Consider the following 13,872-nt stretch of genomic DNA (forward strand, 5'->3'; position numbering starts at 1 on the left):
GGTCCACCGGCTCGCTCACGACGGGTCCCGTCCGAAGAGGGTGCGGGCGGCACCCGCGGTCACGACCGACCCGGTGATGACGATGCCGCTGCCGGAGAACGAGTCCTCGTTTCCGCTGTCCTCGGCAAGGGCGATCGCCGTTTCGATGGCGTCGGGCAATGTCTGTGCGGTGACGACGCGGTCCTGGCCGAAGTGTTCCTCGGCGCGCATGGCGAGGCCCTCGACGTCGAGGGCACGCGGTGATCCGTTGTGCGTCACCACGATCTGGTCGAAGGCGGGTTCGAGGGCGGCGAGGATGCCGTCGACGTCCTTGTCGCCCATCACCGAGACGACGCCGACCAGGTGACGAAAGTCGAACTCGTCGGCGAGCGCCTGCGTGAGCGCCGCCGCACCCGCCGGGTTGTGCGCAGCGTCGACGAACACCGTTGGCGCGCTGCGCATGCGCTCCAAGCGACCGGGGCTCGACGCGTTCGCGAAGCCCTCCCTGACGGCGTCGACGTCGAGCTGACGGTCCGCGCCGGCCCCGAAGAACGCCTCGACGGCGGCGAGGGCGAGCAGGGCGTTGTGCGCCTGGTGCTCACCGTGCAGCGGCAGGAACACCTCGGGGTACACCCCGCCAAGTCCCTGAAGTTCGAGCAGTTGCCCGCCGATGGCGACCTGACGGCGGAGCACCGCAAACTCGGAACCCTCCCGCGCGACTGCGGCGTCGGCCCGAACCGCTTCTGCAAGAACGACTTCCATCGCCTCGGGGGTCTGCTGACCGATGATCGCCACGGTGCTCAGGTCGACGTCGGGGGCGACGGGATCGGGCAACCGCTTGACGATGATGCCGGCCTTCTCGCCGGCGATCTCGGCGATGGTGTCCCCGAGGTAGTCGGTGTGGTCCAAGCCGATGGGCGTGATGATCACCACGGGCGCGTCGACGACGTTGGTGGCGTCCCACCGGCCGCCGAGGCCGACCTCGATGACGGCGACGTCGACCGGCGCGTCGGCGAACGCCGCGAACGCCATCGCCGTGACGACCTCGAACTTGCTCATGCGGGGGCCGCCGGTCGCCTCGGATTGCTGGTCGACGAGTTCGACGAAGGGTTCCAGCTCGCGGTAGGTCTCGACGTAGAGGGCCGGGGTGATGGGCTTGCCGTCGATGGAGATGCGCTCCACGGCCGACTGCAAATGCGGGCTGGTCGTGCGACCGGTCCGGCGATGCAGCGCCGTCAGCAGCGAGTCGACGATCCTGGTGACCGACGTCTTGCCGTTGGTCCCGGCGACGTGGATCGTCGGGTACGCCCGCTGAGGCGAGCCGAGCAGCTCCATCAGTGCCGATATCCGCGCCGTGCTCGGCTCGATCTTGGTCTCGGGCCAGCGCTGGTCGAGCAGGTGCTCGACCTGGAGCAGCGCCGCGATTTCACCGGGTGTCGGCTCAGGAGTGGGTTCGGGTGTCGGCTCGCCCGTCGGCTCGGTCATGACAGGCCGGCGAGCCGGGCGGTGATCCGCTCGACCTCTTCCCCGGCGACCTGCTGCCGGGTCCGGATCTTGTCGACGACGGCGTCGGGCGCCTTGGCCAGGAACTCCTCGTTGCCGAGCTTGGCGGTGGTCTGCGCAAGGTCCTTCTGCGCGACGGCGAGGTCCTTCTCCAGCCGTTTGCGCTCGGCGGCCACGTCGACGGTGCCGGAGGTGTCGAGCTCGACGAGCACCATCCCGTTGGACAACCGGACTTCGACCGCGGCCGACGGCGTGAACCCGTCCTCGGGCTCGGTCAGCCACGCCAGCGAGGTGACGGCCGCGACCTGCGTCGACACGTCGGCCTCCGCGATGCCGACGAGACGCGCAGGCACCCGCTGCCGATCGTTGAGGCCCTGGTCGCTGCGGAACCTGCGCACCTCGGTGACGAGCTTCTGCATGTCCGCGACGCGCCGACCGGCCACGGCGTCGAGGGCGTACCCCGACGGCTGCGGCCAGTCCGCGATCACCACCGATTCCTGCCCGGTCAGCGTCTTCCACAGCGTCTCGGTGACGAACGGCATCACGGGATGCAGCAGCTTGAGCAGACTGTCGAGCACGGTCGCCAGCACGGCGTTCGTGGGACCGTCCGGCCGCTCGGCCAGCTGAACCTTGGCCAGCTCGAGGTACCAGTCACAGAACTCGTCCCACGCGAAGTGGTAGAGCGATTCGCAGGCCCGGCTGAACTCGTAGCGGTCGAAGGCCGAATCCACTTCGGCCCGAACCTCTTCCAGCCTGCCGAGGATCCAGCGGTCGGCGTCGGTCAGCTCGTCGGCGCCGGGCAGCGGAGCTAGAGCCGCCCCGTTCATCAACGCGAACTTGGTGGCGTTGAACAGCTTGGTGGCGAAGTTGCGCGAGGCGCGGGCGTAGTCCTCGCCGATCGACATGTCGCCGCCGGGATTGGCGCCGCGGGCCAGGGTGAACCGCAGCGCGTCGGCGCCGTAGGTGTCGACCCAGTCCAACGGGTCGATGCCGTTGCCCTTGGACTTGCTCATCTTGCGGCCGAACTCGTCGCGGATCAGACCGTGCAGGAAGACGTTCTCGAACGGCACCTGCGGGGCGCGGGTGCCGCCGGCGGTGATCGCGTCGTCGTCGCCGACGAAGGTGCCGAACATCATCATCCTGGCCACCCAGAAGAAGATGATGTCGTAACCGGTGACGAGAACGCTTGTCGGATAGAACTTGTCGAGTTCCGGGGTGCGGTCGGGCCAGCCCATCGTGGAGAACGGCCACAGCGCCGAGGAGAACCACGTGTCCAGCACGTCGGGGTCCTGCTCCCACCCCTCGGGTGGCGTCTCGTCCGGTCCGACGCAGACCTTCTCGCCGTTCGGGCCGTGCCAGACCGGGATCCGGTGACCCCACCACAGCTGACGCGAGATGCACCAGTCGTGCATGTCGTCCACCCACGCGAACCAGCGCGGCTCGAGGCTGGCGGGGTGAATCACGGTGTCGCCGTTGCGCACTGCGTCACCCGCCGCCTTGGCCAGCGATTCGACGCGCACCCACCACTGCAGGCTCAGCCGCGGCTCGATGGGCTCGCCACTGCGCTCGGAGTGGCCGACGCTGTGCAGATAGGGCCGCTTCTCCTCGACGATGCGGCCCTCGGCAGCGAGCGCCTCCCGCACGGCGACGCGCGCGTCGAAGCGGTCCATCCCGTCGAACCGGGTTCCGGTGCCTGCGATGCGGCCCTTCGTGTCCATGATCGACGGCATCGGCAAGTTGTGCCGGACGCCGATCTCGAAGTCGTTCGGATCGTGCGCGGGCGTGACCTTGACTGCGCCAGTGCCGAATTCGGGGTCGACGTGTGCGTCGGCGACGACGATCATCTGGGTGTCCAGGAACGGGTGGGGCAGACTCTGGCCGACCAACGCACGGTACCGGTCGTCGTCGGGGTGCACGGCGATAGCGGTGTCACCGAGCATCGTCTCGACCCGCGTGGTGGCCACCACCACATGTGGCTGCGCGTCGTCCATCGACCCGTACCGGAAGGAGACCAGCTCACCCTCGACGTCGGAGTACTTGACCTCGAGGTCGGAGATCGCCGTCTGCAGGACCGGTGACCAGTTGACCAGCCGCTCGGCCTGATAGATCAGGTTCGCGTCGTAGAGCCGCTTGAAGATGGTGCGCACGGCGCGGGACAGGCCCTCGTCCATGGTGAAGCGGTCGCGGCTCCAGTCGACGCCGTCACCGATGCGGCGCATCTGCCCGCCGATCGTGCCGCCGGATTCGCGCTTCCAGTCCCACACCTTGTCGACGAACAGCTCGCGGCCGAAGTCTTCCTTGGTCTTGCCGTCGACGGCGAGCTGCTTCTCCACCACGCTCTGGGTGGCGATGCCGGCGTGGTCCATGCCCGGCAGCCACAGCACCTCGTAGCCCTGCATGCGCTTGCGCCGGGCCAGCGCGTCCATCAGCGTGTGGTCGAGGGCATGGCCCATGTGCAGGCTGCCCGTCACGTTCGGCGGCGGCAGGACGATCGAGTAGGGCGGCTTTTCGCTCGACGGATCGGCGGTGAAGTAGCCCGCGTCGACCCAGCCCTGGTACAGCTCGGTCTCTACCGCGGCCGGATCCCACGACTTGGGTAGGGCTTGCACCCCTGGGCTATCTGCGGATTTCGGGCTGACGGTCACCTCGACAGTGTAGGAACTCCCGGCGAGCTGACATAAAAGCCCCCGACGACGGGCCCTTACAGCCGTTCGGTCTTCATCGTCACCCCTGCGCCGGGGAGGCGGGCCAGCAGTGCGTCGCCGAGCGCGGTCGCGGGTGTGAGCACGCCGCGCAGGTCGGAGAGGTCGTCGCGGTCCAGCGCTAGCGCCAGCCCGCACTCGCCCAACAACACCGACGTCGCCTTGTAGCCGGGGTCGCCCTGCTGCGACATGGTCGCCCGGTAGCGCGCCCCGCTGGTGGTCGTGGTGTAGGTCTCGACCGTGTAGTGCCCGTTCTCGCGGGCCCGCTCGCTCGGTCCGGTGCCCGGTTTCGGCAGGACGCGTTCGACCAGGCTGCGGGGCAGCTTGTCGAAGTACCGGCTGCCGAGGCCAAGCACGGCGGCGTTCGCGGCCGTGCCAAGCGCAGCCGCGACGGGCGCCACCACCGACGACCCCACGCTCATGTTCTCCGAGTACCGGAACGACCGGCCGTACGCCCAGTCGAGCAACGCGTTGCTGCGTCGGACGATTCGCGAGTTCGTCGCGCCCATGACGAACGCGCCCGTCCAGATGCCGTCCAGTTCGGGGGCGATGTCGCGCCCGCGCCGCCACGGGGTGTCGGACTGGTGGCCGAGTTCGGGCTCGGCGGCACGGTCGGTGCTGAGCGTGTACGGATCGGTCATCGCGCGGCGCGCCTCGGGATCGGTCGACGAGGTGTGCATCACTTCGATCATCGACGCCGCGGTGCCGCCCGACACGCCGCCCGCGAAGCCGCGCAGCACGAAGTTGGTCTCCCCCAGCTGGCCGGCACTGTCGGCGAGCGCCCGCTTGTAGAGCGCGTACACCGTGAGATCCGAAGGGATCGAGTCGAATCCGCACGAGTGCACGATGCGGGCACCGTTGTCGGCGGCTTCCTTCCCGAACAGGTCGGCGCTCTCCCTGATGAACATCGTCTCGCCCGTCAGGTCGGCGTAGTCCGTCCCCGCCGCCGCGCACGCGGCGACGACGGGGAGCCCGTACTTGGTGTACGGCCCGACGGTGGCGACGACCACCCGGGTGCGGGCGGCCATGTCGTTGAGGGTGGACGGCTGGCCCGCCTCGGCTTCGATCAGCTCCCACCCGCTGGCGGCGTCGCCGAGGGATTCGCGGACGTCGCGGAGCTTGGCCACCGATCGGCCCGCCAGCGCGATGCGCGCCGGACCGCCGGCCTTCGCCAGGTACTGCGCCGTCAACTTGCCGACGAACCCGGTCGCCCCGTAGAGCACGATGTCGAATTCACGCTGGTCTTCGGTCATGACCCCAAGCTACCGGGACGTCATCCGAGGGTGTCCGGACGCTCCTCGTCCTCACCGCGCAGATGGCGACCCAGAAACGCCAGGATCACCTGGTACCAGATCTTCGTGTGCTGCGGCGCGAGCACCCAGTGCCCCTCGGTCGGGAAGTACAGGAAGCGGTGCGGGCTGGTGCCGTCGTCCGCGGCCGAAAGCCCGGACCGGGTCAGCAATTCGAACCAGAGCCGAAGGCCCTCGCCGATGGGGACGCGGTAGTCCTTGTCGCCGTGGATGACGAGCGTCGGGGTGGAGATCTCGCCGACGCTGCGATGCGGCGAGTTCCGTTCGGCCATCTCGGCCGTCATCTCGCGGGCCCACCAGTAGCCGCCGTCGGTGGTGGGACCGAACTGGTCGAGCGCCCACAGGCTGGCGTGGGTGACGATCGCGTCGAACCGGTCGGTGTGACCCGCGATCCAGTTGGCCATGTACCCGCCGAAGGACCCGCCCATCGCCGCCGTGCGGGTCGCGTCGACCCTCGGGTGCCGCAACGCCTGGTCGGTGGCCGCCATCAGGTCGGTGTACGGCGCGAATCCCCATGCGCCCCAGCCGCGCTGGATGAAGTCCTGTCCATAACCGGTCGACAGCGCCGGATCGGGCATCAGAACGGCGTACCCGCGCGCGGCCAGCAGCCAGGGGTTCCAGCGCCAGTGCCAGGTGTTCCAACTGCCAAGCGGACCGCCGTGGATCCACAGCACGAGGGGCGCTGGCGCGTCACCGTCAGGAAGCACCAACCACGACCGCACCTCGGTGCCGTCCTCGGCGACGGCCGACACGTCCACCAACTCTCCGGGCAGGGCGGGCATCTCGACGCACGGCAACACCGTGACGGTGCCGTCGCCGTCGATCCTGACGGGGTGCGGCGCAGCGGAATAGGAGCTGCGCAGCGCGAAGATCACGCGGCCGGGCGCTGGACGCACGTCGGTGTAGCTGAAGTCGTCGTGGGTCAGGCGCGTCACGGACGAGCCGGCGGGGTCGACGAGGGACACCGGCCGACGGCCCGCGTCGTCGGCGGTGACGACGAGCGCGGAGCCGTCGGTGGTCCACGCGACGGAGGCAGGCCATCGGTCCCAGTCGGCGGCCACCGTGGTGAACTCTTCGCCGAAGCGCATGTGACACAGCGTGATTCGCGGGGCCAGGTCGGGTGTCGAGTGGGACTCCCTGACGAACGCCACCGCGGAGCCGTCGGGCGAGATCGCGGGGGCGCCGAGATCGGCACCAGGGTCGTCGGCGATCGTCGTCCGCTCGCCCGTGTCGACGTCGACCCGCACCAGCAGGTGGCGGATCGAGGCGCCGGGACCGGGCACCGCCCACGACACCACGGCGAACCGACCGTCGGCGCTGAGGTCGACGTCCGCCTCGCGCAGGCCGCCACCGGGGCGGGGTGTGACGTCACGCCGACCTGCAACGTCGACGAGATGTGGCTCGGCGGGGCCGATGTCGTGATCCCAGTGCCGCACGGGATAGCCGGTGTGCAGCACCGCCGACACCTTGGTGTCCTTGCGCAGCGCCCGCAGCCGCTCGTCGTCGGCGACGTCGGCCGCCGACGGCATCAGCGGCGCGGTGACCAGCGTGACGTCGGCTGCGCGGGCCGCGTGAACCGCCTCGACGCCGCCGGCCAGATCCAGGATGGCGACGGCCTCCCCGCCACCGGCGGGCAGTCGCCACAGCGACGCAGTCGGCTCGTCGGTGCCATCGGCGCCGGGGACGTCGCGCGTGGCGATGAAGAGCAGGTCACCGGTTGCCGTGAACACCGGCGCCGACTCCCCCTTGGCGCCGCGGGTGAGGCGTCGGGCCGGCTGCTGGCCGGCGACGTCGAGTTCCCATACGGCGGTGACGTATTCGGTGCGCTTCGCGTTCAGCTCACTGACACCTGTGACGGCCCGGGAGCCGTCCGGGGACACCGCCAGCCCGGCGACTCTCGGCAGGGCCAGGAACTCGTCGAGGTCGGAAAAGGGTGACGTCATGGTCCTCCGTGTCGGCGAAGCCACGCGACGATGCGGTCGCGGTGCGGGGCAAAACCCTTGTAGTCGGCCAGGTCCTCCGGCAGCTCCTCGAGCACCGCCGCGGTGCGAAGTCGCCACGGCTCGACGGTGGCGAGGTCGCCGAGCGCCAAGAGGTAGGTGCGGATCAGGAAGCAGACCGCGTCGGATTCCGGCAGCCTGATGAGGTGTTGCACCTCGACCCGGAGGTGGGCGAGGCGGCCAAATTCGTCGTCGTCGGCGGTGGCGGCCAGGTCCCGATCGGAGACCCACTCCGGGTAGCGCTCCAACGACTGGTCGAGGCGGCGCCCCATCGCGATCGACCAGTTGGTGCGCCGGTAGGCCTCCCCCGGTTGCAGGCGCAGGATGAAGTCGCGCGCCCTCGTGACGACGCCGCTCTCCCGCAGCCGCGGGACGGGTCCGTGGACTTCGAGGAACTCCATCCCGACGTCGAAGCCGAACGACCAGGCCGCCGCGAAGGTCACCACGCCCGCGTCGACGAAGAGGTCGCCGTCTCGCTGGTCGAGCAGGACCACGTCCTCCTGCATCTGGGCGGCGACGTAGGCCAGCGGCTCGGCGGGAAGGGTGGATTCGTCGCCGAAGACGAAGTCCTGCACCACCCCGAGTCGGGAGTTGCGCCAGCACCAGGTGGTCCCGTCGCCGGTCAGCGACATGACGTCGGGGTAGCTCGCGGCCAGTTCCCGCATCAGGGTGAGCATCGCGTCCCAGCAGGCCGGCCGCATGTGCGGCAGGACCGCATGGCGACCGGGGTCGGCGGCCAGGATCGTCGCCCGCTCTGCGAGCTCGACCTCGTAGTCACCGTCGACGTCGACGATCCGGTCACCCCAACCGCCGGTCTCGGTCGCCACCGCTGTACCCGCAGGCGCCAGGTTGGTGCTGTACCGATAGCTGTCACCGGTGAAGGGAAAGGGGAAGGTGGACAACGACTTCGGGGCGACGCCGGTCACAGCGACAGCTCCAGTGGCGTCCCGGCCGCCCGTGACACGCAGCACATCATCGATTCCCCGGTCGCCCGTTCCCGCTCGTTCAGATAGAGGTCCCTGTGCAGTATCTCGCCTGCCGCGACCGTGATGCGGCATTCACCACAGACTCCCCGCCTGCACAGGTTCGGGACGTCGACTCCGCGCGCCAGCAGGGCGGTCAACAGCGAGACACCCGACTCGACGGTGAAGGTGTCGCCGGTGACGCTCAGGTGCACGTCGAACGGCTCCCCGGGGTCGAACGCATCGGTGCCGAAGTGCTCGACGTGCACCCGGCTCGCGGGCCAGCCGAGGTCGACCGCCCGTGCGGTGACGTCGTCCATGAAGGACGTCGGGCCACACAGGTAGAGGTGGGTTCCCAGCGGCTGGTTCGACAGTGCACGCGTCAGCGCCGCGGCGAAGGACTCGCGATCGGTGAAGATCGCCGCGTCGTCGGCGAGCGTCTCGACGTCGACGACGTGGGCACCGCAACCCGGGCGGTGGACGTAGAGCAGTTCGGCCTCGCGACCCCAGCGTCGCGCGCTGCGCAGGTGCGACACCATCGGGGTGATCCCGATTCCCGCGGCCACCAGGAGGTGCCGCGTTGCCCGCAGCACGGGTGCGAACGCGCTGCGGGGTCCGCGGGCGAGGACCGTGTCACCGACGCGCATTTCGCGATGCAGCCACGCCGACCCACCAGAGCCGTTGGGACACAGCAGCACCGAGATCGAATAGCTGGTCGGGGCGAGACCGTCGCCGGTGAGCGAGTACGCGTTGAGTACGGGGCCGCATTGGACGACGAGGTGGCTGCCCGCGGGGTACGGGGGCAGCGGACCGCCGTCGGAACGCGCCAGGGTCACCGCGCGAACGTCCGGTATCCGGTCGTCGACTGCGACGACGACGAGCTCCAGTTCGGTCACGTCAGCACTCCGAGGTGGGCGCCGATCCGGCGCGACACGTGGGCCTGGACGGCGAGCCGACGGCCGCATCCACTGCAGGCGACGACACCCCCGAGGGGCACCTCCTGCCGGGTCACGGTGCGGCAGTGCGCGCAGTGGACGTCTCGGTGGGCGACGTCGGTGCTGGCGACGGTGATCTCGTCGTCACCGATCCCGATGCCGAGCGCGTGCGCCCGCAGCCGAAGGCAGGCGTCGGCCGGACCGGCCATCATCAGCCGCCACCCGACGCGTGCGGTGGCCACGTCGGCGTCGAGCGCGCGTGTTGCCTCGAGATCGTCGGAGACCAGGTGCACGCCGGGAGCCGACTCTGGATGACGGCCGGTGATCTGCGCGACCCACTCGGTGGCGGTCGACTCGCCACCCGCGAAGGCGACCACCGTCCAGTACCGGCCCGACACGTCGGCCGGGGCGCGGCGGGGCGCAACGGCCCACGGGGGCACGCTGGTGAACTCGATGGCGGGCGTCATGGCGGTCTGCTTCGAGGAAACCACACATCCGGGTCAGGGGCGCGGGTGGCGCGGCGCCCATCCTGCCAAGGCCACCGCACCGGCGCCCACCAGCGAGATCGCCGCCGACACGGCGACCGCCACGTTCCAGCCGGCGGCCAGGTCGTCGCCGACGTGGGTGGCGATGACGACGAAGGAGGTAATGCCGACCGCCGCGCCGAAGTAGCGGGCCGTGTTGTTGGCCCCGCTGCCCATCGCGGCCCGGTCGGCGTGCACGCTGGCGACGGCCTCGCGCCCCAGCAGGGCGTTGAGCAGACCGGTCGCGACGCCCGCCACGAACAACGACGGAACGAGTCGCCACGGGCTGGATTCGGCCGTCACTCCGAAGCCGAGCGCCTGGCCGGCCGCCACGACGACGAGGGCGACGGCGATCGGCATGGGGCCGGTCATCGGATGCCGGATGAGTCGGGACAGGAAGGCCGTCACCACGCTGGTGCCGGACCACACCACGACCAGGAGACTGGCAGGCCAGATGCCGGCTCGCAGTCCCGTCTGGGCCAGTGTCGGAACGAACGACACGGTGGCGATGACGCCGGCGCCCAGGACGAAGGAGCCGATGGTGGCCGCCCGGAAGCGGTTGTGGCGAAGCAGCTTCGGCTCGACGAGGGGGTCGCGGACTCGGGTCTCCACGACTCCGAAGCCGATCAACGCCAGCAGCCCGGCGGCGCCGAGCACCACCGACGTCAGGTGGATCCCGTTGCGCCCAAGGGTCAGTGCGCACACCAGCAGAATCATGGCCGAGGCGAACAAGCCCAGTCCGCCGCCGTCGAGCCGGCGTCGACCGGCTGCGCGTGACTCGCCGATGCGGGTCAGACTGGGCCACAGCATGATCAGCGCGACCGCTGCGACGGCCAGATACGGTCCGCGCCAGTGCGCCGCCCCGACGGCGGCGGACAGCACCGCGCCCACCGTGATTCCCAGGCCGACGCTGGTGCCCCACACCGCGGTCGCGTGGGTACGGCGGCGCGGCTCGGTGAAGTCGTGGGCCAGGATCGCAAGACCGCAGGCCAGCACCGCCGCTCCGCCCACTCCCTCGAGCACGCGACCCGCGACGAATCCCACCGCCTCCCAGGCCACGCCGCAGGCGACGGCCCCGATCGCCATCGCGACGAGCCCGGCCAGGTAGACGCGACGGCGGCCCACGTTGTCACCGACGACGCCCGCGGCGAGCAGGCCCGCGGCCAGGCCGACCGACATGGAGTTGAGCAGCCACGGTCCCGCGGCGACCCCGGCCGCGAGCCCGGCCACCGTCGCCGTCAGCGTCGCCATCGGCGTGACGTAGGTGACCAGCACCAGCGCCGTGCCCGCCGCGATCGGAACGAGCGACGTGACGTCGGCCTTAACAGGTTTGATTTTCAAACTCACTCCTGGCACGCTAACACCGTGTCGACCACACCGCTCGCCGATCTCGCGGGCCGACCCTGTCCGATCGCCGCCGCGATGACCGTCGTCGGTGAGAAGTGGGCGTTGCTCGTCGTCCGCGAAATTGCGCTCGGCGCTTGCCGATTCGGTGACATCGTGGCGGGCACCGGCGCGCCGCGCGACCGGATCGCCGCCCGGCTCAAGACGTTGGAGGCGGCGGGCATCGTCGACCGGACCAGCTATCAGGAACATCCCCGGCGCGACGAGTACGGGCTGACCGCGTCGGGCCGCGGCCTGCTACCCGTGCTGGACGCGCTGCTGACCTGGGGCGCCGAGCACGCCGTGGCCCCGGACGACCCGCTGCGCCGCAACCGCTACCGCCGCTTCACCCGACCCCAGGAGACCACGTGACCGACGCCGAAGGATGGGGCGAGAAGCGCTCGAAGGTCGTCACCTGGCACGACCCCGCACCCACCACCGCCAAGGGCCTGTCCATGGCGGGCGTCGACTACCTGCGGGCAATCGTCGACGGGACGCTGCCGCCGCCACCGATCTCGGGCCTGATGACGTTCGCGATGGCATCAGTCGAGCCCGGCCGCGTCGTCTTCACCTGCGAACCCGACGACTCGGCCTACAACCCCATCGGCGCGGTGCACGGCGGATTGGTCTGCACCCTGCTGGACTCGGTAGCCGGCTGCGCCTTGCACAGCACGTTGCCGCAGGGCAAGGGCTACACGTCCATCGAGATCAAGGTCAACTACCTCAAGGGCGTTCGGACCTCCAGCGGACCGCTGACCGCGACCGGCACCGTCGTCAAGGCCGGGTCCCGCGTCGGCTTCACCGAGGGTGTCGTCACCGACGCGTCCGGAGCGATCGTCGCGACGGCGACGAGCACCCTGCTGGTGTTCGACCTCCCGTCGCCGGGCTAGCGTCGAGCCGTGAGCCGACGCTTCCTCGTCATCGGCGCCGGCATCTCCGGACTGGCGACCGCCGTCGCGTTGCAGCGTCGAGGCCACGACGTCACCGTCCTCGAGGAACGCGTCGACGCCTCGTCGGGCACGGCGATCAGCATCTGGCCCAACGCCTTGGCCGCCCTGGACCGCATCGGCCTCGGCGACGCCGTCCGCGAGTCGGGTGGGCGGGTGTCCGCCGGCGCGATGCGATGGTCGGACGGCACGTGGCTGCGGCGGCCCTCCCCCGAACGGATCGTCGCCGCACTCGGTGAGCCGTTGGTGGTGGTGCGGCGGTCGGTGTTGACCCGAATCCTTGCTGATGCGCTCACCGAGGGCACCGTCGAATCAGGTTTGGCGGCAAGCGAACTCGTCCTCACCGCCACGGGTGTCAGGGTGACGACGTCGGACGGTGGCACCCGTGAGGTTGCCGCAGTCGTCGGCGCCGACGGCATCGGTTCCATGGTGGCCCGCCATCTGAACGGAACCCTCCGCCGCCGATACGCCGGCTACACCGCGTGGCGCGGCATCGCCGAATTCGCGTTGGACCCCGATCTTGCCGGCGAAACAGTGGGCGTGGGAACCGAATTCGGGCACGTACCGCTCGGCGCGACGCACACCTATTGGTTCGGCACCGAACGTCAACCCGAGGGAAGCGTCGCCCCCGCGGGCGAACTCGCCCACCTCAGGTCCAGGTACGGCAGCTGGGTCGACCCCGTTCCCGCGCTGCTGGCGGCCACCGACCCGGCCGACGTCCTGCGCAACGACCTCTACGACCGCGAGCCGGCGCGCCAATGGTGGCGCGGGCCCGTCGTCCTGGTCGGCGACGCCGCGCATCCGATGCGACCCCACCTCGGCCAGGGCGGCTGCCAGGGCTTGGAGGACGCCGCCACGCTGGCGCACTGCGTCGACGCGGTCGACGATCTGCCGGGGGCGTTCGCCCGGTTCACCGAGCTGCGGCGCCCGCGGACGACGGCGTTGGCCCGCGAGTCACGATTGTTCGGCCGAGTCGTCAACGCGCGGCCCGTGCTCCTCGGCGCCGCGGCGATGCGCGCGTCGGCCGTCGTTCCCGAGGCAGTCCTTCGGCGGCATCTGGCCTCGGTGGCCGGGCGCGCGGCCTTCGTCCTCAGCTCCGACCGGTCAGAGCGCCCATCGGGTTGAGCAGGGCCGAGCACATCTGGCGGGGGTTGATGAAGCCGAGCAGACCCTTGGTGGGCATCGCCTGGCAGCCGGTCGCCGGCTGAGCGGGCGCGGGGCTGATCGACGAGACGTTCCACACGGCGGGGGTGCCGCCCTTGGCGCCGCACTTGGGCCAGGCGCCCGGGCCCTGGCTGACGAGGACGTTCTCCGCGACGCGGATCTGTTCGGCGCGCGACGCCGTGGCGGGAGATCCGACGCCGCCGTTGGAGCTCCAGGTGGCCGGCTTGAACTGCAGCCCGCCGTAGTGTCCGTTCCCCGTGCTGGCAGCCCAGTTTCCGCCCGACTCGCACTGTGCGACGGCGTCCCAGTTCATCGAATCCGCATGGGCGTTGCCTGCGGACATTCCTGTCGATATCGCCATGATGACGATCGCGAATGCGCCGGTCAGCAGAACGAGCTTCAGGCCCCTGACAACTGAGGTGCGGTTTCCCTGGATTTTCACGAGTGCGGTCCTTCCCCGACC

Annotated in this window: 12 protein-coding genes; 3 read left to right on the forward strand and 9 right to left on the reverse strand. The window is 70.4% G+C overall.

All coding sequences use genetic code 11. The annotated features are described in order from the left end of the window. Positions 1-15: 15 nt before the first annotated feature. From ASD37_RS19080 to ASD37_RS19115, 8 genes are read right to left on the reverse strand one after another with little or no spacing between them, the layout of a single operon-like run. Entirely contained in the window at positions 16-1,464 is a 1,449-nt protein-coding gene (locus ASD37_RS19080; RefSeq protein ID WP_056554689.1) for a folylpolyglutamate synthase/dihydrofolate synthase family protein, read from the reverse strand. Further along, positions 1,461-4,127 (reverse strand): valine--tRNA ligase, encoded by a 2,667-nt coding sequence (locus ASD37_RS19085; protein ID WP_056554691.1) that lies wholly within the window; start codon positions 4,125-4,127, stop codon positions 1,461-1,463. Before ASD37_RS19085 ends, ASD37_RS19080 begins: the two co-directional genes overlap by 4 nt. A gap of 56 nt (positions 4,128-4,183) precedes the next feature. Then, positions 4,184-5,437 (reverse strand): trans-acting enoyl reductase family protein, encoded by a 1,254-nt coding sequence (locus ASD37_RS19090; protein ID WP_056554694.1) that lies wholly within the window; start codon positions 5,435-5,437, stop codon positions 4,184-4,186. Positions 5,438-5,457: 20 nt separating this feature from the next. Next, the gene (locus ASD37_RS19095; protein WP_056554697.1) at positions 5,458-7,437 is read right to left on the reverse strand and encodes a S9 family peptidase; all 1,980 of its coding nucleotides are present in this window, start codon (positions 7,435-7,437) and stop codon (positions 5,458-5,460) included. Then, positions 7,434-8,420, reverse strand: coding sequence for a DUF3445 domain-containing protein (locus ASD37_RS19100; protein ID WP_056555480.1), 987 nt, complete (start codon positions 8,418-8,420; stop codon positions 7,434-7,436). The genes ASD37_RS19095 and ASD37_RS19100 overlap by 4 nt, the downstream gene beginning before the upstream one ends. Continuing rightward, positions 8,417-9,352, reverse strand: a complete 936-nt coding sequence (locus tag ASD37_RS32335; RefSeq protein ID WP_056554699.1) for a PDR/VanB family oxidoreductase — start codon at positions 9,350-9,352, stop codon at positions 8,417-8,419. Before ASD37_RS32335 ends, ASD37_RS19100 begins: the two co-directional genes overlap by 4 nt. Beyond that, the gene (locus ASD37_RS19110; RefSeq protein ID WP_056554702.1) at positions 9,349-9,858 is read right to left on the reverse strand and encodes a dimethylamine monooxygenase subunit DmmA family protein; all 510 of its coding nucleotides are present in this window, start codon (positions 9,856-9,858) and stop codon (positions 9,349-9,351) included. The genes ASD37_RS32335 and ASD37_RS19110 overlap by 4 nt, the downstream gene beginning before the upstream one ends. 33 nt (positions 9,859-9,891) lie before the next feature. Beyond that, entirely contained in the window at positions 9,892-11,262 is a 1,371-nt protein-coding gene (locus ASD37_RS19115; RefSeq protein ID WP_056554705.1) for an MFS transporter, read from the reverse strand. Between the two features lie 18 nt (positions 11,263-11,280). On the opposite strand from ASD37_RS19115, the gene ASD37_RS19120 reads away from it, so the two are divergent. Genes ASD37_RS19120 through ASD37_RS19130 form a run of 3 tightly spaced genes read left to right on the forward strand, consistent with a single transcriptional unit; the run spans position 11,281 to position 13,370 of the window. Then, positions 11,281-11,670 (forward strand): helix-turn-helix domain-containing protein, encoded by a 390-nt coding sequence (locus ASD37_RS19120; RefSeq protein WP_056554708.1) that lies wholly within the window; start codon positions 11,281-11,283, stop codon positions 11,668-11,670. Further along, the gene (locus ASD37_RS19125; protein WP_056554711.1) at positions 11,667-12,188 is read left to right on the forward strand and encodes a PaaI family thioesterase; all 522 of its coding nucleotides are present in this window, start codon (positions 11,667-11,669) and stop codon (positions 12,186-12,188) included. Before ASD37_RS19120 ends, ASD37_RS19125 begins: the two co-directional genes overlap by 4 nt. A 9-nt stretch (positions 12,189-12,197) precedes the next feature. Further along, positions 12,198-13,370 (forward strand): FAD-dependent oxidoreductase, encoded by a 1,173-nt coding sequence (locus tag ASD37_RS19130; RefSeq protein ID WP_056554713.1) that lies wholly within the window; start codon positions 12,198-12,200, stop codon positions 13,368-13,370. On the opposite strand, the gene ASD37_RS19135 is transcribed toward ASD37_RS19130, so the two are convergent. Next, positions 13,336-13,851 carry a transglycosylase family protein gene (locus tag ASD37_RS19135; protein ID WP_370073068.1) on the reverse strand — a complete coding sequence of 172 codons (516 nt, stop codon included), beginning with the start codon at positions 13,849-13,851 and terminating at the stop codon, positions 13,336-13,338. The two genes, ASD37_RS19130 and ASD37_RS19135, sit on opposite strands and share 35 nt — an antisense overlap. Positions 13,852-13,872 lie beyond the last annotated feature (21 nt).

Source organism: Mycobacterium sp. Root135, assembly GCF_001426545.1.
Taxonomy (GTDB): Bacteria; Actinomycetota; Actinomycetes; order Mycobacteriales; family Mycobacteriaceae; genus Mycobacterium.